Origin of the sequence: Rhodopseudomonas sp. P2A-2r (assembly GCF_026015985.1) — a bacterium.
In the GTDB taxonomy this organism is placed as follows: domain Bacteria; phylum Pseudomonadota; class Alphaproteobacteria; order Rhizobiales; family Xanthobacteraceae; genus Tardiphaga.
In genome coordinates, this window is the sequence record NZ_CP110389.1 from 4,475,218 (window position 1) to 4,500,064 (window position 24,847).

General features: G+C 63.8%; 16 protein-coding genes and 3 pseudogenes. 18 read left to right on the plus strand and 1 reads right to left on the minus strand.

What is annotated here, in order from left to right:
* The first annotated feature begins 6 nt into the window (after positions 1 to 6).
* The 11 genes and pseudogenes from oxc to ONR75_RS21715 all read left to right on the plus strand — a co-directional run bounded on the left by oxc (position 7) and on the right by ONR75_RS21715 (position 13,358).
* Positions 7 to 1,743, plus strand: a complete 1,737-nt coding sequence (gene oxc / locus ONR75_RS21665; protein ID WP_265079064.1) for an oxalyl-CoA decarboxylase — start codon at positions 7 to 9, stop codon at positions 1,741 to 1,743.
* Between the two features lie 81 nt (positions 1,744 to 1,824).
* Positions 1,825 to 3,102 carry a formyl-CoA transferase gene (frc, locus tag ONR75_RS21670; protein ID WP_265079065.1) on the plus strand — a complete coding sequence of 426 codons (1,278 nt, stop codon included), beginning with the start codon at positions 1,825 to 1,827 and terminating at the stop codon, positions 3,100 to 3,102.
* A gap of 213 nt (positions 3,103 to 3,315) precedes the next feature.
* On the plus strand, positions 3,316 to 3,453 hold the full coding sequence (locus ONR75_RS21675) for a hypothetical protein (protein WP_265079066.1): 138 nt from the start codon (positions 3,316 to 3,318) through the stop codon (positions 3,451 to 3,453).
* Positions 3,454 to 3,936: 483 nt separating this feature from the next.
* The gene (locus ONR75_RS21680; protein WP_413776376.1) at positions 3,937 to 4,947 is read left to right on the plus strand and encodes a Bug family tripartite tricarboxylate transporter substrate binding protein; all 1,011 of its coding nucleotides are present in this window, start codon (positions 3,937 to 3,939) and stop codon (positions 4,945 to 4,947) included.
* A gap of 80 nt (positions 4,948 to 5,027) precedes the next feature.
* Positions 5,028 to 5,525 carry a tripartite tricarboxylate transporter TctB family protein gene (locus ONR75_RS21685; protein WP_265079067.1) on the plus strand — a complete coding sequence of 166 codons (498 nt, stop codon included), beginning with the start codon at positions 5,028 to 5,030 and terminating at the stop codon, positions 5,523 to 5,525.
* A 41-nt stretch (positions 5,526 to 5,566) separates the two neighbouring features.
* Positions 5,567 to 7,078: a tripartite tricarboxylate transporter permease gene (locus tag ONR75_RS21690; RefSeq protein ID WP_265079068.1), complete on the plus strand. Its 1,512-nt coding sequence runs from the start codon at positions 5,567 to 5,569 to the stop codon at positions 7,076 to 7,078.
* Positions 7,079 to 7,482: 404 nt separating this feature from the next.
* A pseudogene (gene oxlT / locus ONR75_RS21695) lies at positions 7,483 to 8,771 on the plus strand (oxalate/formate MFS antiporter).
* 288 nt (positions 8,772 to 9,059) lie between these two features.
* Positions 9,060 to 10,373 carry an oxalate/formate MFS antiporter gene (gene oxlT / locus ONR75_RS21700; protein ID WP_265079069.1) on the plus strand — a complete coding sequence of 438 codons (1,314 nt, stop codon included), beginning with the start codon at positions 9,060 to 9,062 and terminating at the stop codon, positions 10,371 to 10,373.
* A gap of 242 nt (positions 10,374 to 10,615) precedes the next feature.
* Positions 10,616 to 11,047, plus strand: a complete 432-nt coding sequence (locus tag ONR75_RS21705) for a CBS domain-containing protein (protein WP_265079070.1) — start codon at positions 10,616 to 10,618, stop codon at positions 11,045 to 11,047.
* A gap of 305 nt (positions 11,048 to 11,352) precedes the next feature.
* Positions 11,353 to 12,347 (plus strand): annotated as a pseudogene (locus ONR75_RS21710) (NAD(P)H-dependent flavin oxidoreductase).
* A 36-nt stretch (positions 12,348 to 12,383) separates the two neighbouring features.
* A complete protein-coding gene (locus ONR75_RS21715) occupies positions 12,384 to 13,358 on the plus strand; it encodes a zinc-binding dehydrogenase (protein ID WP_265079071.1) in 975 nt (324 codons plus the stop codon).
* Positions 13,359 to 13,478: 120 nt separating this feature from the next.
* Here ONR75_RS21715 and ONR75_RS21720 read toward each other — a convergent pair whose 3' ends face one another.
* Positions 13,479 to 15,116, minus strand: coding sequence for a GMC family oxidoreductase (locus ONR75_RS21720; RefSeq protein ID WP_265079072.1), 1,638 nt, complete (start codon positions 15,114 to 15,116; stop codon positions 13,479 to 13,481).
* A gap of 244 nt (positions 15,117 to 15,360) precedes the next feature.
* Between ONR75_RS21720 and ONR75_RS21725 the strand changes: the two genes are divergently transcribed.
* The 7 genes and pseudogenes from ONR75_RS21725 to ONR75_RS21755 all read left to right on the plus strand — a co-directional run bounded on the left by ONR75_RS21725 (position 15,361) and on the right by ONR75_RS21755 (position 24,810).
* The gene (locus ONR75_RS21725; protein WP_265079073.1) at positions 15,361 to 18,132 is read left to right on the plus strand and encodes a xanthine dehydrogenase family protein molybdopterin-binding subunit; all 2,772 of its coding nucleotides are present in this window, start codon (positions 15,361 to 15,363) and stop codon (positions 18,130 to 18,132) included.
* Positions 18,129 to 18,643: pseudogene (locus ONR75_RS21730) on the plus strand ((2Fe-2S)-binding protein). The gene ONR75_RS21725 and the pseudogene ONR75_RS21730 overlap by 4 nt, the downstream one beginning before the upstream one ends.
* 41 nt (positions 18,644 to 18,684) lie before the next feature.
* Positions 18,685 to 19,296, plus strand: a complete 612-nt coding sequence (locus ONR75_RS21735) for an Isoquinoline 1-oxidoreductase subunit (RefSeq protein WP_265079074.1) — start codon at positions 18,685 to 18,687, stop codon at positions 19,294 to 19,296.
* Between the two features lie 190 nt (positions 19,297 to 19,486).
* Positions 19,487 to 20,212, plus strand: coding sequence for an NAD(P)/FAD-dependent oxidoreductase (locus tag ONR75_RS21740; protein ID WP_265079075.1), 726 nt, complete (start codon positions 19,487 to 19,489; stop codon positions 20,210 to 20,212).
* Positions 20,158 to 20,748, plus strand: coding sequence for an NAD(P)/FAD-dependent oxidoreductase (locus ONR75_RS21745; RefSeq protein ID WP_265083760.1), 591 nt, complete (start codon positions 20,158 to 20,160; stop codon positions 20,746 to 20,748). The genes ONR75_RS21740 and ONR75_RS21745 overlap by 55 nt, the downstream gene beginning before the upstream one ends.
* A 141-nt stretch (positions 20,749 to 20,889) precedes the next feature.
* Complete coding sequence (locus ONR75_RS21750; protein ID WP_265079076.1) at positions 20,890 to 22,275, plus strand: cation-efflux pump; 1,386 nt, start codon at positions 20,890 to 20,892, stop codon at positions 22,273 to 22,275.
* A 210-nt stretch (positions 22,276 to 22,485) separates the two neighbouring features.
* Positions 22,486 to 24,810, plus strand: coding sequence for a PAS domain-containing sensor histidine kinase (locus ONR75_RS21755; RefSeq protein ID WP_265079077.1), 2,325 nt, complete (start codon positions 22,486 to 22,488; stop codon positions 24,808 to 24,810).
* The last annotated feature ends 37 nt before the right edge of the window (positions 24,811 to 24,847 follow it).

Here is a 24,847-nt window from a genome sequence, read left to right on the forward strand (position 1 = left end):
TCGCGGATGACCGCACTGGCACAGAATATCGCTGCAGTAGACGCCGAGCCGGAGCTGACGGATGGCTTTCATCTGATCATCGACGCGTTGAAGCTCAACGGCCTCACAACGATCTACGGCGTGCCGGGCATTCCGATCACCGACTTCGGCCGCATGGCGCAGGCCGAGGGCATCCGCGTGCTGTCGTTCCGCCACGAGCAGGCCGCCGGCTACGCCGCCTCGATCGCCGGCTATCTCACCAAGAAGCCCGGCGTCTGCCTCACGGTGTCGGCCCCCGGCTTCCTCAACGGCCTCACCGCGCTGGCCCATGCCACCACCAACTGCTTCCCGATGATCCTGATCTCCGGCTCGTCCGAGCGCGAGATCGTCGACCTTCAGCAGGGCGACTATGAGGAGATGGACCAGCTCGCCATCGCCAAGCCGCTGTGCAAGGCCGCGTTCCGTGTGTTGCATGCCGCGGACATCGGCATCGGCGTGGCGCGCGCGATCCGCGCCGCGGTGTCCGGCCGCCCCGGCGGCGTTTATCTCGATCTGCCCGCCAAGCTGTTCGGCCAGGTGATCGATGCCGCCGCCGGCGAGAAGTCGCTGGTCAAGGTGATCGACGCCGCACCGGCGCAGATCCCCGGCCCCGACTCGATCAAGCGCGCGCTCGACGTGTTGAAGTCCGCCAAGAAGCCGCTGATCATCCTCGGCAAGGGCGCCGCCTACGCGCAGGCCGACGATGCCATCAAGGCGCTGGTCGAGACCTCCGGCATCCCCTTCCTGCCCATGAGCATGGCCAAGGGCCTGTTGCCGGACACCCATCCGCAGTGCGCCGGTGCCGCGCGCTCCACCGTACTGAAAGACTCCGACGTGGTGCTCTTGATCGGCGCGCGCCTCAACTGGCTGCTGTCGCACGGCAAGGGCAAGAGCTGGGGCGATCAGCCGAAGAAGTTCATCCAGATCGACATCGAGCCGAAGGAAATGGATTCCAACGTCGAGATCGTCGCACCCGTCGTCGGCGACATCGGCTCCTGCGTCGCTGCCCTGCTCGAAGGCATCGGCAAGGGCTGGACCAAGCCGTCGGCCGACTGGACCGGTGCCATCACCAAGAAGCGCGACGACAACATCGCCAAGATGGCGCCGCGGCTGATGAACAACAACTCGCCGATGGATTATCATGGCGCGCTCGGCGTGCTGCGGACCATCATCGCCGAGCGCCCGGACGCCATGCTGGTCAACGAGGGCGCCAACACGCTCGACCTCGCCCGCGGCATCGTCGACATGTACAAGCCGCGCAAGCGCATCGACGTCGGCACCTGGGGCATCATGGGCATCGGCATGGGCTACTGCATCGCCGCCGCCGTCGAAACCAGCAAGCCGGTGCTGGCGATCGAGGGCGACAGCGCGTTCGGCTTCTCCGGCATGGAGGTCGAGACCATCTGCCGCTACAATCTGCCGGTCTGCATCGTCGTGTTCAACAATGACGGCATCTATCGCGGCACCGATGTCAATCCGACCGGCGGCGCCGACGTGGCGCCCACCGTGTTCGTCAAGGGCGCGCGCTACGACAAGATGATGGAAGCCTTCGGCGGCGTCGGCGTCAACGTGACCTCGCCAGACGAACTCAAGCGCGCGGTCAACGAAGCCATGGATTCCGGCAGACCGACGCTGGTCAATGCGGTGATCGATCCGGCCGCCGGTAGCGAATCCGGCCGCATCGGCAATCTCAATCCGCAGAGCCTGCTGAAGAAGAAGAAATAACTCTGCATCTCGACGGGGTCGCAAGGCCCCCGCCTCTTCTCACTCCGCCGACGCGGCACAACACGATACGGGAGCAAGACCATGACTCAGGCGCTCAAGGGCGTTCGCATTCTTGATTTCACCCACGTCCAGTCCGGACCGACCTGCACGCAGTTGCTGGCCTGGTTTGGCGCCGACGTCATCAAGGTGGAGCGGCCGGGCGTCGGCGACATCACCCGCGGGCAGTTGCAGGACGTCCCCAACGTCGACAGCCTGTATTTCACCATGCTGAACCACAACAAGCGTTCGATCACCCTCGACACCAAGAACCCCAAGGGCAAGGAAGTGCTGGTCGCGCTTATCAAGTCCTGCGACGTGCTGGTGGAGAATTTCGGACCGGGCGTGCTCGACCGCATGGGCTTCCCGTTCGAGAAGATCCAGGAGCTCAACCCGAAGATGATCGTCGCCTCGATCAAGGGCTTCGGTCCCGGCCCCTATGAGGACTGCAAGGTCTATGAGAACGTCGCCCAGTGCACCGGCGGAGCAGCCTCCACCACCGGCTTCCGCGACGGCCTGCCGCTGGTCACCGGCGCGCAGATCGGCGACAGCGGCACTGGCCTGCATCTCGCGCTCGGCATCGTCACCGCGCTCTATCAGCGCACCGTCACCGGCCGCGGCCAGAAGGTCACCGCCGCGATGCAGGACGGCGTGCTGAACCTGTCGCGCGTCAAGCTGCGCGACCAGCAGCGCCTCGCCCACGGACCGCTCAAGGAATACAGCCAGTTCGGCGAAGGCATTCCGTTCGGCGACGCGGTGCCGCGCGCCGGCAACGATTCCGGCGGCGGCCAGCCCGGCCGCATCCTGAAGTGCAAGGGCTGGGAGACCGATCCGAACGCCTACATCTACTTCATCACCCAGGCGCCGGTGTGGGAGAAGATCTGCGACGTGATCGGCGAGCCCACCTGGAAGACCGACCCGGCCTATTCCAAGCCGGCGGTTCGCTTGCCGAAGCTCAACGAGATCTTTTCGCGCATCGAACAGTGGACGATGACCAAGACCAAGTTCGAGGCAATGGACGAGCTGAACGAGCACGACATCCCCTGCGGCCCGATCCTGTCGATGAAAGAACTCGCCGAGGACCAGTCGCTGCGCGCTACCGGCACGGTGGTCGAGGTCGATCACCCCGAGCGCGGCAAGTACCTGTCGGTCGGCAACCCGATCAAGATGTCGGACAGCCCGACCGTGGTCGAGCGCTCACCGCTGCTCGGCGAGCACACCGACGAGATCCTGCGCCAGGTGCTCGGCTTCAGCGACCACCAGGTCGCCGAGATCCACGATTCCGGCGCCCTGGCCCCGCCGCGGAAGGTGGCAGCCGAATAATCTCTTCAATCCGCCAATGATTTCAAAGGCCGCCGGACTCCGGCGGCCTTTTTGTTGCGGGAACTTTGATAAGAAATTCAAATCGACCAATTTTGCGCTGCAATATGGTTCTTGCTGCTATGCAAACAAAGGAATTGTCTCTGGCATCTGGTATACGTAGATTGTCCCCAGATGATTGGTGCGCTTCGAAGCGCCGCAGAAAGGGATAGATCCATGTCCAAGACCGCTTCTCTCGACCTCGCCCCGTCCAGCTCCTTGTTCGGCCGCCTGATGGCCACCGTTGACGGTTGGTTGATGTCCAGCGCCCGCATTGCGGTGCGTAACGGCGATTTGCCCCGCTTCGGTCTGTAAGACCCTATTTTTCAACGAGTTTCGCCGGCGCCGTCGCGCGCCTGCCCCGACTTCCTCCCAGACTTGGCCCCGGTTTCCGGGGCCATTTTTTCATTGCGTCCACAGATGGACTGCCGCCGGCCCCTGCGACGTTTTGGCAGATCCCGCACAGGATAAGCGCTTGCGCACTGGCATATCGCATACCAAAATGCCTGGCCGGCAATGCTTCGACTGAATGAAAGCATTTTGGGAGGGGATCAAGGCTCGCGACGTCTCGGTAATGAGGCACGAGCCGCATGCATGCGCGCCGCATCCAGATTCGAAAACCCAAGCCTGATCGCAGCTTGCGTGCCGGGGCCGTTTGGCACAGTTTTGCTGCACCCTGCGGGGTTTTGTATGCTGTCATCTGTATCCGAAAAGCTGAAGGAAGAGTCCCGCTAAACCAGTTCTGATTTCCAAGTCGACGATCGATCGACGCAATCAAGATCAATGGGAGAGAAAACGATGACGCGTTCTGCCTCTTGTTTCGCGCTCGGCACGGTTATGTGCTTGTTCGCCGGCGGCTTTGCCCCCGCGTCTGCCGCCTGGGAGCCCATGAGGCCCGTGGAATTCATCGTGCCTGCCGGCACCGGCGGCGGTGCCGACCAGATGGCCCGCACCATCCAGGGCATCGTCACCAAGCATAATCTGATGAAGCAGCCGATGGTGGTGATTAACAAGTCCGGCGGCGCCGGAGGCGAAGGTTTTCTCGACGTCAAATCCGCGGCCAACAATCCGCACAAGATCATCATCACGCTCTCGAACCTGTTCACCACGCCGCTCGCCACCGGCATTCCCTTCAACTGGAAAGACCTCACACCGGTCGCGATGCTGTCGCTCGATGAGTTCGTGCTGTGGGTCAATGCCGACAAACCGTACAAGACCGTCAAGGAGTTCGTCGATGCGGCAAAGGCCGCCCCCGCGGGCACCATGAAGATGGGCGGCACCGGTTCGAAGCAGGAGGACCAGATCATCACCGTCGCGGTCGAGAAGGCCACCGGCACCAAGTTCACCTACATTCCCTACAAGGGCGGCGGCGAAGTCGCGGTGCAGCTCGTCGGCAACCATATCGACTCCTCGGTGAACAATCCGATCGAGGCAGTGGCGCAATGGCGTGGCGGCAAGGTGCGTCCGTTGTGCGTGTTCGACGGCAAGCAGATGGCCTATGACGGGCAGGTCGCCGATGGCAAGGCCTGGAAAGATATTCCGACCTGCAAGTCGCAAGGCCTCGACATGGAATATGTCATGCTGCGCGGCGTCTTCATGTCGCCCAAGGCGACGAAGGACCAGATCGAATATTATGTCGAGCTGTTCAAGAAAGTTCGCGCTACGCCGGAATGGCAGGACCTCATGAAGAACGGCGCCTTCAACACCACCTTCATGACCGGAAGCGACTATGCCGGCTGGGTCGAGAAGGAAGAGAAGCGTCACGAGACCCTGATGAAGGAAGCCGGCTTCCTCGCGCAAGGTAACTGAACCAGCACGGCCACCGATCGCCCGCATCCGCTTCACCGGCGCTTGGCTCGCAGCCAGGCCCGGGCACGTATGGAGTTTTCATGACCGCGCATGGTTCACGCAATGTCGGCCCCACGCACAGGGCGGTGGAATCCGGGGTCACGCTGGTGATCGCTGTCTTCGGTGCCATCGTGGTATTCGGCAGCATCAAGGCCGGCATCAACTGGGGCGCCGAGGGTCCGCGCGCCGGATTCTTCCCGTTCTATGTCGGGCTGATCATCATCGTCTCCAGTGCGATCAATCTCTGGAACGTGCTGCGCGACGATCACGGCGGCCTGTTCGCGGAATGGAGCCAGCTTCGCCAGGTCTTCAGCGTCGTCATTCCCACGGCCATCTATGTGGCCGCAATGCCGTTCACCGGGCTCTATCTGGCATCGATGATCTTTATCGCCTGGTTCATGCGGTGGCTGGGCAATTACAAATGGCCGATTGTCGCGGCCATTTCGCTCGGCATGCCCATCGTCACCTACGTCATATTCGAGCGCTGGTTTTTGGTCCCGCTGCCCAAGGGACCGATCGAAGAATGGCTCGGTCTGTAGTTTCGTAGCATTCGTCAGCAGGTATTGAGGACTCCGAGAACATGGAAGAAATTGCCAATCTCTTTCACGGCTTTGCCGTTGTCCTGCAGCCCTTCAATATCGCGGTAATGGTCCTCGGCATCGTGCTGGGCGTGATCATCGGCGTGCTGCCGGGACTGGGCGGCGCCAACGGCGTTGCCATTCTGCTGCCGCTGACCTTCAGCATGCCGCCGACATCCGCCATCATCATGCTGTCCTGCATCTACTGGGGAGCGCTGTTCGGCGGCGCGATCACCTCGATCCTGTTCAACATACCCGGAGAACCATGGTCGGTAGCCACCACCTTCGACGGCTACCCGATGGCGCAGCAGGGCAAGGCCGCGGAAGCCCTCACTGCCGCCTTCACATCGTCCTTCGTCGGCGCGCTGTTCGCCGTCATCATGATCACGCTGGTCGCACCGCTGGTGGCGAGCTTCGCGCTGCAGTTCGGGCCGGCGGAAAAATTCGCGGTCTACTTCCTGGCCTTCTGCAGTTTCGTCGGACTGAGCAAGGAACCGCCGTTCAAGACCGTCGCCTCGATGATGATCGGCTTCGCGCTCGCCGCCGTGGGCCTCGACTCCATAACCGGCCAGTTGCGCCTGACGTTTGGTTCGACGGAGTTGCTCAACGGCTTCGACTTCCTGATCGCGGTCATCGGCCTGTTCGGCCTCGGCGAGATTTTCCTGACGATGGAGGAAGGCCTTAACTTCAAGGGCGGTAAAGCTAAGATCGACCTGCGTATCGTGCTCAAGACCTGGAAGTCGCTGCCGCGCTACTGGATGACGTCGCTGCGTTCCTGCGTGATCGGCTGCTGGATGGGCATCACCCCCGCCGGCGCCACCCCGGCCTCCTTCATGAGTTACGGCATCGCCAAGCGTGTCTCGAAGAACGGCAAGAATTTCGGCAAAGGCGAGATCGAGGGCGTCATCGCGCCGGAAACCGCTGCCCACGCCGCCGGCACCGCCGCGCTGCTGCCGATGCTGTCGCTCGGCGTTCCCGGTTCGCCGACCGCAGCCGTGCTGCTTGGCGGACTGCTGATCTGGGGCCTGCAGCCCGGCCCGATGCTGTTCGTCGAGCAGAAGGAATTCGTCTGGGGCCTGATCGCCTCGATGTATCTCGGCAATCTCGTCGGGCTGATCATCGTGCTGACCTGCGTGCCTGTATTCGCCGCCATCCTGCGGGTGCCGTTCAGCATCATCGCACCGCTGATCCTTGTGCTGTGTGCGATCGGCGCCTATTCCGTCCACAACAGCACCTTCGACGTGGTCATGATGCTGGTGTTCGGCGTGATCGGTTACGCGCTGAAGAAGTGCAACTATCCGCTGGCACCCTTGGTGCTGGCGATCGTGCTCGGCGACAAGGCGGAAGAAGCCTTCCGGCAGTCACTGCTGGGCTCGCAGGGGGCGCTGGGAATCTTCTTCTCCAACAGCCTGGTCAGCACGATCATGATCCTGGGACTGATCGCGCTGTTCTGGTCGGTGATCTCCAACGGCCTCTCCCGCCTCCGCCCGCCGCGGCCGCAAGCTGCGCAATAGCACTCCGTTTCCCGGACGCGCTGCGGCATTCTTCATGCCGCTGCGCAGATCCGGAATCCCGGCTGCTTCACACGCCCCACCGGGGCCCCCGCCCCGGCTGTGCGCATTACGCTCCCTAACGATGCTTCGCATTGTCAGGGCACGCACTGCACTGCGTCCGGGGAACGGACTATCGCACCCGCGCAGTGCTGGGGTTTCGTCTTTCGATAGCTGCATGCTTCTGCTACTTCACCCTCCCGCCGGCGGCCGACCACCGCCGGCTTGCTCGTTTGTGCTGCAGCACAGCAATGCAGAATTTACGGCGACAAGCCGTCAAGATTTTCCTTGTCTACTGGCATATCATATACCAAACTGCCTGAGGTAGAGCGCTACAAAAACAGAATGGCGCCTCGGGAGAGAAACGTATGACGGATGCAGTTCACGGAGCGACTCCAGCCATCGGACGCGTCAGCGACGCGTATCGCTGGACGCAATTGGCCATTGGCGTCGGCGCCATGGTGATGATCGCCAACTATCAATACGGCTGGACGTTCTTCGTCCCCGACATCCAGAAAAATTCGGCTGGGATCGCGCCTCGATCCAGTGGGCATTTACGCTGTTCGTGCTGTTCGAAACCTGGCTGGTGCCGATCGAAGGCTGGTTCGTCGATAAATACGGCCCGCGTATCGTCGTGCTGGTCGGCGGCATCCTGTGCGGCATCGGCTGGGCGATCAACGCGCAGGCTGAAACGCTGAACGGCTTCTATCTCGGCATGATCGTGGCGGGCATCGGCGCCGGCGGTGTCTACGGCACCTGCGTCGGCAACGCGCTGAAGTGGTTTCCCGACAAGCGCGGCCTTGCCGCGGGCATCACTGCCGCCGGCTTCGGCGCCGGCTCCGCGCTGACCGTGGCGCCGATCCAGGCGATGATCGCCGGCTCCGGCTTCCAGACGACCTTCCTGTACTTCGGTCTCGGCCAGGGCCTGATCATCGTCATCCTCGCATTCTTCCTGTACGCGCCGAAGGCCGGCCAGGTGCCGGCCGTGACGGTGAATGCCAATGTCATCCAGACGCGGCGCAACTACGCGCCGACCGAGGTGATCCGCCACCCGATCTTCTGGCTGATGTATTTCATGTTTGTGATCGTGGGTGCCGGCGGCCTGATGGTGACGGCAAATCTGAAGCCTATCGCGGCAGACTGGAAGATCGACAACGTGCCGGTGACCTTGATGGCGATGACGATGACCGCCGTCACCTTCGCTGCCACCATCGACCGCGTGCTCAACGGCCTGACCCGGCCGTTCTTCGGCTGGATCTCCGATAAGATCGGCCGCGAGAATACGATGTTTATCGCCTTTGGCATGGAAGGCGTCGGCATCTATCTCCTGTATCTGTGGGGCCACGATCCGCTGTGGTTCGTCCTGCTGTCCGGCTTCGTGTTCTTCGCCTGGGGTGAGATCTACTCGCTGTTTCCCTCCACCTGTACCGACACATTCGGCTCGAAGTTCGCAACGACCAATGCCGGCCTGCTCTACACGGCGAAGGGCACGGCAGCTCTGCTGGTCCCGGTCGCCAACTACATGCAGCAGTCATCCGGTAGCTGGGACAACGTCTTCCTGATTGCGGCGGGCGCCAACATTCTGGCTTCGCTGCTGGCGATCGCGGTGCTCAAGCCGTGGCGACGTTCGGTGGTCAGCAAGGCGCTGGCCGTCTAGCCTTCTTCACGACGTCATCAAGCGCGCTCGGCTCCGGCCGGGCGCGTTTTTTGCGTGTAGTCGTCATGCAAATGCCGGCTTTCCTTCGCAGAAAGCTGAACGATGACCTGTGCGCACTCCCGTGCCGAGGGATCCGGCCGGCTTCGCACTGCAGCACAACTGCTCCGAAGACGGGCTTGCAAGTTGGAATATAATATACCAGACTTCCGGCGAAATCGACGCTTGCGACATTAAGTCACAAACCTTGCGGCATTAAGCCGCAAAAGGAAGCGCGCATCGGGAGGTCTTATGATTCCACAAACAGACGCGACGACGCAGGCCACCGCCCCCGGCAACTTCCGCTGGATTCAGCTCGCGATGGGCATCGTCTGCATGGCGATGATCGCCAACCTGCAATACGGATGGACGCTGTTCGTCGATCCGATCGATGCGAAGTATCACTGGGGCCGCGCCGCAATCCAGCTCGCCTTCACCCTGTTCGTGGTGGTCGAGACCTGGCTCGTTCCGGTCGAGGCATGGTTCGTCGACAAGTATGGCCCGCGCGCCGTGATCATGTTCGGCGGCGTGATGATCAGCCTTGCCTGGATCCTGAACTCCTACGCCGACTCGCTGGTGCTGCTGTACGCCGCGGCCATCTTCGGCGGCATTGGCGCCGGTTCGGTCTACGGTACCTGCGTTGGGAACGCGCTGAAATGGTTTCCCGACCGTCGCGGACTCGCAGCTGGCGCCACCGCCGCCGGGTTCGGTGCCGGTGCCGCCATCACCGTGGTGCCGATCGCCAACATGATCGCTGCCAGCGGCTATCAGCATGCCTTCTTCACCTTCGGCATCGGCCAGGGCGTGATCGTGTTCATCCTCGCCTTCTTCATGCGCAAACCGTTGCATGCCATGCCGGCCAAAAAGAAGCAGCTCCATCTGCCACAAAGCCGTATCGACTTCACCCCGCCGCAGGTGCTGCGCACCCCGATCTTCTGGGTGATGTATCTGGTCTTCGTGATGGTTGCTGCTGGCGGCCTGATGACGGCGGCGCAGATCGCACCGATCGCTCACGACTTCAAGATCGCCAACTCGCCGGTCAGCCTGGCGGGCTTCCAGATGGCCGCGCTGACCTTCGCGATCTCGCTCGACCGTATTTTCGACGGCTTCGGCCGGCCGTTCTTCGGCTGGGTGTCCGACACGATCGGCCGTGAACACACCATGTTCATCGCCTTCGGGACGGCGGCCCTGATGCTGCTGACGCTATCGGCCTACGGCCACATTCCGATGGTGTTCGTGCTTGCCACCGCTGTGTACTTCGGCGTGTTCGGCGAGATCTACAGCCTGTTCCCGGCCACCTCGGGCGACACCTTCGGCGCCAAGTTCGCCACCACCAACAACGGCATGCTGTACACGGCCAAAGGCACCGCCGCACTGCTGGTACCGGTGGCTAGCCTGGTAGCCTCGCGCTACGGCTGGCAGGCGGTGTTCGTGATTGCCGTGGCGCTGAACGCCACTGCAGCGCTGCTCGCCCTGTTCGTCATCAAGCCGATGCGGCGCGCCTTCATCAATGGCAACGAGTTCGCCACGGCGGACGCCGCGGCACGGAACGCCAAGACGGCTTAGCCGCTTCCCAATGCCCGAGTTGAAAAGGCGCTCCTCACGGGGCGCCTTTTTGCTGAACCGACTTTGCACGCGCAGAGACGAACGCTCAGCTCCGCTTGCCTCGAAGGCCAAAGGGAAAAAACGTAAGTGGTACTGACGCTTATTCGAATTGACCCGCAGGCGTTTCGTGTTGACATCTGGCATTATGTATACCAATTTGTGGCATACAAGAACTGATCAACAACTGACCTGAGGAGGATGCGATGAAAGTCGGAGACGTCCTGCGCAAGAAGAGCACGCGCATCGCCACGGTGCGGATGAACGAGACCGTCGCCATTGCGGCCCAGCTGTTGCGAGCCGGAAACATCAGCGCGCTGGTGGTGAAGGATGTCTGCCGCACCGAAGGCAATACCGCGGTCGGTATGTTCAGCGAGCGCGACGTGGTGCGTGCCGTCGCCGAACACGGCGCGGCCGGCCTCAACCTCAAAGTATCGAACCTGATCTCGGTACAGCAGCTGATCTCCTGCCGCTCCACCGACACGCTTGAGCATGTCCGCCACCTCATGAACAAGAACCACATCCGCCACGTGCCGGTCATCGACGACCACACGCTGATCGGCGTCGTCAGCATTCGCGACATCTCGACCGCGCTTGAGCACGATGGCGTGGATGAGAAGCACGCCGCGGTGGCATAGCCCCACGACGTCGTTCCGGGGGCGCGAGAGCGAAGCTCGAGCGAACCTCAGCCGCTCTACTTGGAGCGGCGGGGAACCTCGACATGAGACGATGAACATCTCGGGATTCCCCGGCAACCCTGTTGGAGTGGCTGAGGTCTGCTCGCAACTGCCGTGCTCGCACACCGAAATGACAGCTGCGGCAACCGCCATATGTTATGGCGTGCCGGCGCTCGCCCGATGGACATTCCCTCCATCGGGCGGCATCCTCTCCCCAACAGCAAACAACGTGCGCCTTCCGTGCGCCGGAATTTTGGGGAGACCCCATGATCAAGACCCGCTTCACCGAACTCGTTGGCGTTGAGCATCCGATCGTACAGGGCGGCATGCAATGGGTGGGGCGCGCCGAACTGGTCGCCGCCGTCGCCAATGCCGGCGCCCTCGGCATGATCACCGCGCTGACCCAGCCGACTCCGGAGGACCTCACAAAGAAATCGCGCGTTGCCGCGATCTCACCGACCGACCGTTCGGCGTGAACCTGACCATCCTGCCCTCGATCAAGCCGCCGCCCTATGCGGAATATCGCGCGGCGATCATCGAGAGCGGCATCAAGATCGTCGAGACCGCCGGTAACAAGCCGCAGGAGCACGTCACCGAATTCAAGAAGCACGGCGTCAAGGTGATCCACAAATGCACCAGCGTGCGCCATGGCCTGTCGGCCGAGCGCATGGGCGTGGATGCGATCTCAATCGACGGCTTTGAATGCGCAGGCCATCCCGGCGAGGACGACACGCCGGGCCTGATCCTGATTCCTGCGGCCGCCGACAAGATCAAAATTCCGATGATCGCATCCGGCGGGTTCGGCGACGGCCGCGGCCTCGTCGCCGCCCTGGCGCTGGGCGCCGAAGGCATCAATATGGGCACGCGCTTCATGTGCACCAAGGAGAGCCCGATCCATCAGGCCGTGAAGGAGCGCATCGTCGCCAATGACGAGCGCGAGACCGAGCTGATCTTCCGCACCATGCGCAACACCTCGCGCGTAGCGAAGAACGCGGTGAGCCAGCAGGTGGTGGCGCTGGAGAAGCAAGGCGCCACCTTCGAGCAGGTCCGCGAACTGGTTGCCGGTGCCCGCGGCAAGATGGTCTACGCCACCGGCGACGCCGAGGACGGCATCTGGTCGGCCGGCCAGGTGCAGGGCCTTATCCACGACATTCCGAGCTGCATGGAGCTGGTCTCGCGTATCGTGCGCGACGCCGAGGCCATCATCCGGTCGCGACTTGAGTCCATGCTGTCCGGCGGCCAGCGCCAAGCCGCGGAATAACTGTCACCAACCCAGCACTGAAACGAGCACGATCCGATGAAAGCCTTTGTCTACGGCGCCGATGGCGCTGCGATCACCGACGTTGCGCAACCATCACCATCGGGCACCCAGGTGCTGATCCGTGTGCGCGCCTGCGGGCTCAACCGCGCCGACCTCGGCATGACCAAGGGCCATGTCCACGGCAGCGCCGGCGGTGCCGGCACCGTGCTGGGCATGGAATGGGCGGGAGAAGTGGCTGAGCTGGGCCCGGACGCCAAAGGCGTCAAGGTCGGCGACCGCGTGATGGGCTCGGGTGCCGCGGCCTTCGCCGAATATACGCTGGCGGATCACGGTCGTGTCTTTCACATCCCGTCCAACGCGAATATGAGCCTGGAAGAGGCCGCCACCCTGCCCGTCGCCCTTACCACCATGCACAACGCGCTGGTGACCAACGGCGGCTTGCAGCCCGGCCAGTCGGTGCTGATCCAGGGCGCCAGCTCCGGCGTCGGCCTGATGGCGCTGCAGATCGCAAAGCTCAAGGGCGCGAAGACGGTCATCGGCTCCTCGACGAATGCGGAGCGACGCAGCCGGCTGCACGAGTTCGGCGCCGACCTCGCCGTCGACTCCAAAGACGCCGGTTGGGTCGACGAAGTTCTGAAGGCCACCGACGGCGAAGGCGTCGACCTCATCATCGACCAGATCTCGGGCCCGATCGCCAACCAGAACCTGAAGGCCACCAAGGTGCTCGGCCGCATCGTCAATGTCGGCCGGCTCGGCGGCACCCATGGCGACTTCAACTTCGACCTGCACGCGGCGCGCCGCATCCACTACATCGGCGTCACCTTCCGCACCCGCTCGGCACAGGAAATCCGCGATATCTTCAGCGCCGTCCGCGCCGATATCTGGCCGGCGGTGGAAGCCGGCAAGCTCAAGCTGCCGATCGACAGGGTCTATCCCTTCGCCGAGATCGGCAAGGCGTTCGACCACATGGAAGCCAATGCGCATCTCGGCAAGATCGTGGTGACGCTGTAATCGCAGTGATCGTAGGGTGGGCAAAGGCGCCCTTGCGCCGTGCCCACCATCTTACGCCGCGATTTGCATGGTGAGCACGCGTCTCCGCACTGCGCGCGGTGAAGCTTTGCCCACCCTACATCACCCCGCATCCCGCAAAATCATATCCGATGCCTTCTCGGCGATCATGATGATCGGCGCGTTGGTGTTGCCCGACACCAGATCGGGCATGATCGATCCGTCGATCACGCGCAGGCCGTCGATGCCGCGCACCCGGAGCTGCTGATCGACCACCGCCAGCGGATCGTTGCCCATGCGACACGTCGAGGTCGGATGATAGATCGTGCTACCGCGCTGCCGGCAATAGGCCAGCAGCTCGTCGTCGCTTGCCACATCGCGGCCGGGATCGATCTCGGCGACGACGAAGGGCTTCAGCGCCGGCGCGTGCAGGATTTTGCGCAGGATCTTCAAACCCTCGACATTGGCGGTCCGGTCGGTCTCGGTGGCGAGATAGTTGATGCGGATCTCCGGCGGCACGGCAGGATCGGCACTTCTGATGCGCAACGATCCGCGGCTCTCCGGGCGCAGCTGGCAGATCGAGGCCGAAAAAGCGGAGTACGGATGCAGCTTCTCGCCCATCTTGTCGGTCGAGAACGGCAGGAAGTGCACCTGAATATCCGGCGTCGCCAATCGGGGATCGGTCTTGAAGAAGGCCGCGGCGGTGCCGGCCGCAATGGTCAGCGGTCCGGTCCGAAATGCCGCATATTGCAGCCCGGTCATCATCTTGCGCAGCGGGTTGTTGACCACGTCATTCAGCGTGATGGCATTTTTGGCGCGCATGATCATGCGCACCTGCATATGGTCCTGCAAGTCGTGGCCGACACCCGGCGCGTCCAGAACCACGTCGATGCCATGCTGGCGCAGCAGGTCGGCGGGACCAATGCCGGAGAGCTGAAGCAGTTGCGGCGAATTATAGGCGCCGCTGCACACCAGCACTTCCTTGCCCGCGCGCACGGTATGAACAACGCCGTTCTGCTTGTAGGCGACGCCGACGGCGCGGCGCTCCTCGAACAGAATACGCTGGGCGTGGGCCTCGGTCTCGACGCGCAGTTTGCCTGACTTCAGCGCCGGACGCAGATAGGCCACCGCGGTGCTGGCCCGGCGGCCCCGTCGCGTCGTGGTTTGAAACATGCCGGCACCTTCCTGGGTGACGCCATTGAAGTCGGGGTTGAACGGAAGGCCGGTCTCGACCGCCGCGGCGATGAAGGCGTCGGACAGCGGGTCGGGATGCCGTGTATCGGAGACCGGCAGAGGACCTCCCGTGCCATGGAATTGATCGCCGCCGCGCTGCTGGTCCTCGGCCTTCTTGAAATACGGCAGGACGTCGTCAAAACCCCAGCCGGCATTTCCGAGCTGGCGCCAGCGATCGTAGTCCTCATGCTGGCCGCGCACATAGAGCAGCCCGTTGATCGAACTCGAACCGCCGAGCACCTTGCCGCGCGGCTGAAACACTTTGCGGCCATCCAGCCCCGGCTCCGGCTCGGTCTCGTACATCCAGTTGACGGTCTTTTCCTTGAACAACTTGCCGTAGCCAAGCGGCACGTGGATCCAGATGTTGCGGTCCTTCGGGCCAGCCTCAAGCAGCAGCACGGAATGCTTGCCGGATGCGGTCAGGCGGTTGGCGAGCACACAGCCCGCGGAACCGGCACCGACGATAACATAGTCGAATACATGAGCGGCAGAAGCTCCCGGGGACCCGGGCGCATTTGAGTTTTTCATTTTTGTTTCCCCGGCACTCCATCGGCGGAGGCACCGCGTAAAAGCTACGCAACCATCGCCCCAATCACAACACTGTCGTGCAGATGTGTAACCCGGTATTCACCATCGGGATAACTTGCCCGCCCTGTTGCCACCGCGTGCACTGTTCTATGGTGACGTGCAGATCGAGCGACTTCATATTGTGCTGCTGCGAAGCCGCGTTGCGAAGCTCCGTATCGTGTCCTCCCGAGCCAAAGGTAGAAGCATGCGCCCGTCGCGACGCGCCTTCGTGAAGTGGATGACGGCGGGCGGCATTTCGCTCAGCCTCTCGCGGCTCGCCCAAGCCGAAGATATCGCCTTCGATACGCGCGAGACGCTGCCAGGGCGCAATGCCTTCAATCCGGCGGCCAAGGGCGCCGGTCGCGTCGATGGCGTCGCCAAGGTCACCGGTGCAAAACTCTATGCATCCGATTTCCGCGCCGCGGACATGCCGGGCTGGCCCTCCACCACGTCCCACGCGGTCCTGATCCGCGCGCCTGACGCGACCCACGTCTATATCGGCATGGATCTGGCGCGCCTCACCGGCGCGATGAAGCCGACCGTGGTCGTCAGCGCGGCCGAGATCGACGGCATCGGCCTCAGCATCCCCGCTTTCTACACCGGCGACCTGTTCTGCCCGCTCGGCAAGACGCCGCTCTATATGGGGCAGCCCGTCGCGCTGCTGATCTTCGACACGTTCGATGCTTTCGACCGCGCGCGCCTTGCCCTGCGCGACAACACCTTTGTGAGATTCGGCGAGGAGACGGGCCCGGTATCGCAGCCGCCGTTCGCCGCGTTCCGTTTCACCCGGGTCGCCGGCCCCACGCCGGATGCGCCCGACGTCTATTCGCCGATCATGGCCGGCTGGGTCAGCCCTGGCAAAATCCAGAACACCGAACTGCCAGTATGGGCACCGTTCGCCAAGGAAACGACGAAGCCCTACGGCGAAGCCGCCCGCCATGGCGAGGCCATTCGCGCCGGCCTCGACGCCAGCAATCCGGACATGCTGGTGCTGGATCGCCAGTTCGATACCCAGTCGATCGATCCGATGTTCCTGGAGCCCGAAGCCGCCCTCGGCTGGTACGATGCGGGCAGCAAGCAGCTCGAACTGGTGCTCGGCGTGCAGTCGCCCTACGATACCACGGAATCGCTCGGCGAGTTGTTCGGCAAGGCAAAGGCGCCGTTCAAGCCCGCAAAAATCCATTCGAACTACGCCCATATGGGCGGCGGCTTCGGCGGTCGCGACCACACGCCGTTCGTGTTCTACATCGCGCTCGCCGCCATGTTCTTTCCGGGCCGCCCGGTACGGCTGGCCCATGATCGCTACCAGCAGTTTCAGGGCGGCATCAAGCGCCACGCCATCAAGATGCACTCGCGGATCGGCATCGACCGCAAGACCGGCAAGATCCTCGCTTTCGCCGCCGATCATGTGCTCGATGGCGGCGGCCTCGCCAACTTCTCGCCCAACGTCGCGACCGTCGCCGCCAACGCCGCGCTCGGCATCTATGACGTGCCGAAGGTCGACGTCACCACGGTGGCACTGCATTCCCGCGGCGTGACCGCCGGATCGATGCGTGGCTACGGCACGCTGCAGACCATGAGCGCCATCGAGGTGCTGGTCGACGAAGCCGCCGCCGAACTCAAACTGGATCCGATCGATTTCCGCCGCCGCAACGCGCTGAAGCAGGATGGCCGCACCCTCGCCGGCAATCGCTACATCGTCTCGGTGCGCACGCCTGAAATTCTCGATAAGCTCGAGCAGCACGCGATCTGGCAGAACCGCGTCGCCGAAAAATCAAAGGCCAAGCCCGGCTTCCTGGTCGGCACCGGCGTCGCCGTCGCCACCAAGGACTACGGCACCGGCGGCGACTGTTCCAACGGGCGCGTCGAACTCGGGCCCGACGGACACATCGCGATCTGGAACGATCACACCGAGATGGGGACCGGCGTCGGCACTGCGCTGGCCAACCGCGTGGCGCTGCACCTCGGCGGCACCTCCGATGAAGTCGCGGTCGCCCAGGTCGGCGCGTTCGATGCGCTCGGCATGATCACCTCCGGCGATTCCTACACTATGGATCAGAAGACGCAGGACGCGGCGGAGAAGAACCCGTGCTGGGTGCCGGCCATCAGTTCGGCGACTTCCGCCTCGATCGGCGCCCATGTCGGCACGCATGCACCGGCGGAAGCCGCCAAGGTGATCTTCCAGTTCGGCCTGTGGCCGGCAGCATTGCTGCTGTGGAAGATCGCGCCGACCGATCCACGCGCGAAGGAGTTCGCCAAGTCGCAGTGGAAGAACGGTGAGCTGACGTTTGCCGGGCTGCCGCCGTTGCCGCTGAAAATGCTAGCTGCCACCGCGCATGCGCGCGGCCTGGTCACCGGCGCCATGGCCCACGGCTTCTCGCGCTGGGAATGGTCGCGGGGGCGCTTCCAGCTGGGCGGCGTGCCGTACCGTGCCGAGATCGACGCGCTGGCGGTGCGCCGCGGCAACGGGCCGTTCCAACGGCTCGACCGCGTCAGCGTCAAGTTTCCGCCGACCGGCAACAACCGCATCGGCACGTCGTACACGTCGATGTGCGGCACTGCCGTGCGCGTGGAGATCGAGAAGGCCACCGGTATTCTGAGGATCGCCAAGGCCTACAGCGTGCTCGAATGCGGCCAGGCGCTGGTGCCGGAGTTGGTGCTCGGACAGGCGCAGGGCGGATTCGCCATGGGCGTCGGCTACGCGCTGCTGGAGACGCTGCCGCCGTTCGAGGGCGGCCCCGGCAACGGACAGTGGAATCTCGGGCAATATCTGATCGCGCGCGGCTCCGACCTGCCGCTGCAGGATCTGGAAATCGAGATGCTGCCGCCGCTGCCCGATGAAAAGCCAAAGGGCATTGCGGAAGTCGTCATGATCCCGGTCGTGCCGGCGCTGCTCAATGCCATCCATGACGCCACCGGCCGGCGCTTCCAGTCGCTGCCGGTGCCCCAAAGCCTGCTCAAGGGAGCGCTCGCGTGACAGCACTGAGCATCACCATCAACGGCAAGGCGCATGGTCCCACCGAGGTGCGCGACGATCTCAGCATGAACGATTTTCTGCGCGAGCATCTCGGCATGACCGGCACCAAGTTCGGCTGCGGTGCCGCGCAGTGCCTGAGTTGCGCAGTCATCGTCGACGCGCCGGACGGCACCAGCTCCACCAGCCCGACCTGCGTCGTCTCCGCGGCGAGCTTCAACGGCATGGCGATCCGCACCGTCGAGGGTCATGCGACGGACGGCGAACTGACGGTTCTGCAAAGGCCTTCATCGAACACTTCGCGTTCCAGTGCGGCTACTGCACCGCCGGCTTCCTCAATGAGGGCCAGGTGCTGCTCGAACGCCTGGCGAAGACCCCGGTGGCGCGCGACGGGCTGGAGGCCTTGATCACCGAAGCGCTCGACGGCCACCTGTGCCGCTGCACCGGTTACATCAAGTACCATGAAGCCGTGCGCGACGTGATCCTCGCCGACCCGAAACGCTATCTCGTCTAGACAAGACCGACGGCCGCATGACCGGCATCAGGAGCGACCATATGACCGAGATGCCGGGCAAGACCGTCGCGATGATTGCCGCGCTCGCGATCGGCATGCTCACCGGCTTTGCCGCGGCCGAACCCGGATCGAACGGGCTCGCCTCGCCGCAGAGCTTTGACGGCATCGCAGACGTCAATGCGCGCTCCGCCGCGATCTTCACCGAACTTGGCAAGGTGCTGACCAATCCGCGCTGCACCAACTGCCATCCTGCCGGCGACAGGCCCTATCAAGGCGATCAGGCCAAGCTGCATCAGCCGCCGGTGGTTCGTGGCGTCGATGGCCACGGCACCGAGACCATGCGCTGCGCCAGTTGCCACCGCGCCGCGAATTTCGATCCCGCCCGCACCCCGGGCCATCCGGAGTGGCATCTCGCGCCGCTGGAAATGGCCTGGCAGGGCAAGACCGTGGCGGAGATCTGCCAGCAGATCAAAGATCCCGCCCGCAACGGCAACCGTCCGGTGGAAGCGCTGATCGATCATATCGGCAAGGACACGCTGGTGGGTTGGGCCTGGCACCCGGGCTTCGGCCGCACGCCGGCGCCGGGCACGCAGGAACGGGCCGGCGCGCTGGTGACGGCCTGGGTCAAGACTGGCGCCGCTTGCCCGAACTAGTCTATCTGCCGAAACGCACGTCGTTGCTGCACCCCACCTGTGCAGTGCAGCGCGTTGACTCAGCCGGGCCGAACCTGAAACAACCCGGGATCAGCCGCGGGCAGCGGCGCGCCGTTGCGCCGCCTGCTCTCTCGCCGGCATTCGGCCATGAGGCACCGCCTCGACCGCCGATTCAGCAAGGGTTCTGCATATGACCACGGACAGACCGGATTCATCTGTCGATACGATCGTGCTCGGCGCCGGCATTGTCGGCGTCTCGGTGGCGGCACATGTGGCGAAACGCGGCCGCTCGGTGGTGCTGGTCGATCGTCGCCTGCCGGGTGAAGAATGCTCGTTCGGCAACGGCGGATTGATCCAGCGCGAAGGCGTTTTCCCGCATGCATTTCCGCACAGCATCCCGGATATCCTCCGCTACGGCATGAACCGGCAGAACGACGTCCGCTACCATCCCCTGGCACTTCTGCAGGTAGCGCCGTTCCTGTTTTCGTACTGGAAGAATTCGAGCCCGCAGAAATATCTGAGCCTGGTCCGGCAATACGCCAAGCTGATCGAGCACAGCGTGGCAGAGCATCAGGCGCTTGCCGCAGCCGCCGACGCCTCGCATCTGCTCAAAAGCGGCGGATGGCTCCGGGCGTTCCGCACACACAAGGCCCGCGATACCCGGCTGAAGCAGGCCGAGGTCATGCGCAGCGAATTCGGCCTGAACTATCGCAGCCTCGACGCAGTTGGCCTGCAGCAGGAGGAGCCCTATCTCGCGCCGGAGATGGTCGGCGCCATCGACTGGACCGATCCGTTCCGGATCGAGAGCCCGCATGCGCTGACCATGGCGTACTTCGCGCTGTTTCAGAAGCTGGGCGGACAATTCGTCCAGGGCGATGCCCGGACCTTCGCGGCAGACGGAGGGGCTGGCAGGTGACGACCGCCCATGGCGTCGTCCGTGCCGGCAGCGCGGTAGTGGCGCTCGGCGCATGGGCGCCGGATCTCACTATGGCGCTCGGCTACAATCTGCCGCTGGCAGCGAAGCGCGGCTATCATATGCACTACAGCCCGGCCGGCGACGCCAGGCTGAACCGCCCGGTGCTCGACACCGAGGGCGGTTATCTGCTGTCGCCCAATGTGCGCGGTATTCGTCTCACAACCGGCATCGAGTTCGCGCTGCCCAATGCGCCGCGCACGCCGGTTCAGCTCGGCGTGGTCGAGCCGCTGGCCCGCGCGCTGTTTCCGCTGGCCGATCGTGTCGATCCGGAGCCGTGGATGGGGCTGCGGCCCTGCACGCCCGACATGTTGCCGATCATCGGGCCCGCGCCACGGCATGCCGGGCTGTGGTTTGCGTTCGGCCATGCGCATCACGGGCTGACGCTGGGACCGGTGACGGGTCGTCTCATCGCCGAGATGATGACCAACGAAACGCCGTTCGTCGATCCCGCTCCGTTCGCTGCCGGACGTTTCTGATCGGCCACGTCAGCTTCGTGACAACACATTGAAGAAAAACGTACGGTTCGAGCGCTCGCAAGAATCGGACCTCAACTGCGACTAAGTTGCAGTTGCGAACACGCGCGTTGACGTCGGCCGACGGGCTGATAAACCGCGCCCATGAGCACCCCCACCATCACCCAGACCAAGACGCGCGTCGCCGTCATCTCGATCTTTGCCAGCGCCAGCATGACGGCGGCGAAGCTGATTGTCGGCATTGCCATCGGGAGTCTGTCGCTGATCTCCGAAGCGCTGCACAGTGCTGTCGATGTCGTGGCGACGGTCATCACATGGCTGGTGGTGCGTGTGTCCGATCGGCCCGCCGACGACGAGCATCATTACGGTCACGGCAAGATCGAGAGCCTGTCGGCGCTCGGCGTCATTGCCATGCTCTACGTGCTGGCCGGCGGCATTCTGGTGCAGGCCTTCAGTCATCTGCGCGAAGGCGCTCCGCCGCCGACATTGTCGGCGCTGCCGTTCGTGGTGCTGCTGGTCGATATCGCGGTGAACTTCTGGCGCGCCCGCGCTCTGCACAGCGCAGCGCGCGACACCAAGAGCCAGGCGCTGGCCGCCGACGCCCTGCATTTTGCCTCCGACGTGCTCGGCTCCGGCGCCGTGATCATCGGCCTGACGCTGTCCGCTTTCGGCTATGCATGGGGCGACGCCGCGGCCGCCATCGGCGTTGCCGTCGTGATCTCGCTGCTCGGCCTGCGGCTGGCGCGCTCGACCGTGGAGACCCTGCTCGACCGTGCGCCGGAAGGCGCCGCCGAAAAGGCGTCGGCGGCCATTGCCGCCGTGCCTGGCGTCGTCGACATCGAACGGCTGCGCGTCCGCATGGTGGGGACCATCCATTTCATCGATGCCATCGTCCACGTGCCCCGGATCTATCCGATCGACCGCATCGAGGACATCAAGCGCAAGGCGCAGGAGGCCGTCAGCCGCGTGCTCGACGATGCCGACCTGACTTTCACCGCCGTCCCGATCGCCGGCGACAACGAGAGCATTCGCGAGCGGATCATGGTCATCGCACGCAATTCGGGCGTCGCAATTCATCACGTCACCGTTCACGACCTCGGCGGCCGGCTCACGGTCAGCATCGATCTCGAGGTCGACGGCGAGATGCCGCTCAACGCGGCGCACGACATCGCCCATGAACTGGAGCGCAATATCCGCGACGAGTTCGGCGCGGACGCCGAGGTCGACACCCACATCGAACCGCTGCAGCCGGATCTGCCGCTAGGCACCGACGTGGCACCGGCGCGTGCCGAACAGATCAGCCAGGCGCTGGCGCGGTTCGCAGCCGGCGGCGCCATCAACGACATCCACAACGTGCGGGTGCGCGATACCGACGCCGGCGAGATCGTGAACTTCCATTGCCGGGCCGCGCCGACCATGAGCGTGATCGATGTCCACAATGGCGTCGACGAGATCGAGCGCGCTTTGCGCGGCGCATTCCCCAGCGTGAAGCGCGTGATCAGTCACGCCGAACCGCAACGCAACGCCTGAACACGCGGCGTTCCTGTTTCGGACTCATCAACGTCCGTATGATCACGAGCTGATCGCATAAATTTTCCCTTGGATAGAATTTATTTCACGTTAACGTTTCGTTGACTCTCGACAGCCCGGGCAATCTGGATTCAAATGAATCCGTTGATTCGAAGCGACGGGGCAGTCTTTTCGGTCAGAGTTCAGCGACAAAGCCGAGGGGGCTAAGCTATGGCGCGCGCACACGCGGCGAGCGCGTGCGTCCAATCCGATTCGATCAAGGGATTGGCGCAGTCGATCGCGAAACCGGCCTATCATAGGCTATTGATTGCGGAGCCGGCGCTCCGCCGCGCAGTGCCGACACTGATCATTGCATTTCTCATCACCATTTTCTTTGGCGCCTTCGTGCAGGTCCTGGATCAGGGCCGCCAGAAGCAGGCTTCCACCAAGCGCGACATGGCTGCGCTGGCCGACCTGCTCGGCGAGCGGCTTGAGCGCGTCGGCGCCGCGCAGCTGGACCGTGCAGCATCGAGCGAACGACTGCAGGCCGCGCTGCCCGGTCTCATTCCGTCATGGGGCATCGCAGCAGGTCGCCACGTCGTCATCATCGGCGCCGATCTTCGCATCCTCGCCCGGGTCCCGATCGACGTGCCGCTCGGCGACACCAGCCGCATCCTAGACGCTCTGAGCGCGACCCAGTCGGTCACCCCGCAAAGCCAGCACGCCGACGCCGTCGAAGTCACCCTTCCCGGCGGCAACCACGCGCTTGCCATCCAGCGCATCGTCAAGTCGCTGCCGGGCCGGCTAGTCATTGTGCAGGAAAACAACGAATCGATCTGGCGCTCCGATGCGGCGCTTGCCATCACGCTGTCGGCCACCACCGGCTTCGTCGTGCTGATCCTCGGCTTTGCCTTTCACTGGCAATCGACCCGCGCCCGCGAGGGCGACGCCATCAACGATGCCGTGCGCGGCCGCATCGACACTGCGCTCAACCGCGGTCGCTGCGGATTGTGGGACTGGGACCTGTCGCGCGGACGGATCTTCTGGTCGCAGTCGATGTTCACCATGCTCGGACTGGACAGCCGCAGCGACCTGCTGACCTTCGGCGAGGTCAACGCGCTGGTGAAGTCCGACGACATCGACCTGTTCGAGATCGCCGACCAGTTGATCTCCTCGCAGCTCAGCCACATCGACCAGACCTTCCGCATGCAGCACAGCAACGGCCACTGGATCTGGCTGCGGGTGCGCTGCGAACTCAGCCAGGGCCCCGGCGACAACGGCCAGCACCTGATCGGTATCGCTGTCGACATCACTGAGCAGAAAAGCCTCGCCGAAAAGACGGTCGAGGCCGACCTTCGGCTGCGCGACGCCATCGAGACCATTCCGGAAGCCTTCGTGCTGTGGGATGCCGAAGATCGTCTGGTTCTCTGCAACTCGCACTTCCAGCGGCTGCACAAGCTGCCGGATTCCGCGGTCACGCCCGGCACCTCGTATGAGACGGTACTTGAAGTCGGCAGCATGCCGGAAGTGCGCACCCGCCTCGCCGAATCCAGCGCCCACGCCCCCGGCGCGCGCACCTTCGAGGCCCAGATCGAGAATGGCAGCTGGCTGCATATCAGCGAGCGCCGCACCAAGGACGGCGGCTATGTGTCGGTCGGCACCGACATCACCCGCATCAAGGAACACGAGCAGAAGCTGGTCGACAACGATCTGCGGCTGCGCGCCACGGTCATCGATCTCAAGCACTCGCAGACCACGCTGGAACAGCAGGCGCTCGAACTCGCCGACCTCGCACAGAAATACTCGGACGAGAAAAACCGCGCCGAGGAAGCCAACCAGACCAAGTCAAAGTTTCTCGCCAATATGAGTCATGAGCTGCGCACCCCGCTCAACGCCATCATCGGCTTCTCCGAAATCATGGGCAGCGGCATGTTCGGCACGCTCGGATCGGAAAAATACCAGGAATACTGCCACGACATTCTCACCAGCGGTCACTACCTGCTGGAAGTCATCAACGACATTCTCGACATGTCGAAGATCGAGGCCGGCCGCATGAAGCTGGACCTGGAGCGCCTAGATCTGGCCAAGACCCTTTCGGAATCGCTGCGCGTGGTGTCCGGCCGCGCCGACGACAAGCAACTGACGCTGCGCTCGGACATCGAAGCCGACCTCGCGGTTGTTGCCGACCGCCGCGCCATCAAGCAGATCCTGGTGAACCTGCTGTCGAATGCGGTGAAGTTCACGCCGGACGGCGGCAAGGTCGAGGTCCGCGCGCGCGTGCTGCGCGACTCCGTGGTGCTGATGATCGCCGACACCGGCATCGGCATTGCCCCGCATTCGTTGCGGCGCCTCGGCAAACCGTTCGAGCAGGTCGAGAGCCAGCTGACCAAGACCTATCACGGCTCCGGGCTTGGCCTCGCCATTGCCAAGTCGCTGACCAACCTGCATGGCGGTTCGATGCGGCTGCGCTCCAAGCTCGGCACCGGCACGGTGGTCTGCGTGACCCTGCCGCGCGAAGGCCGGACAGCGGCGAACCCGATTTCCGAAGCCGCCTAAAGACCGGCTCGCCAGCGGCACGCCCCGGCCGCCTCGG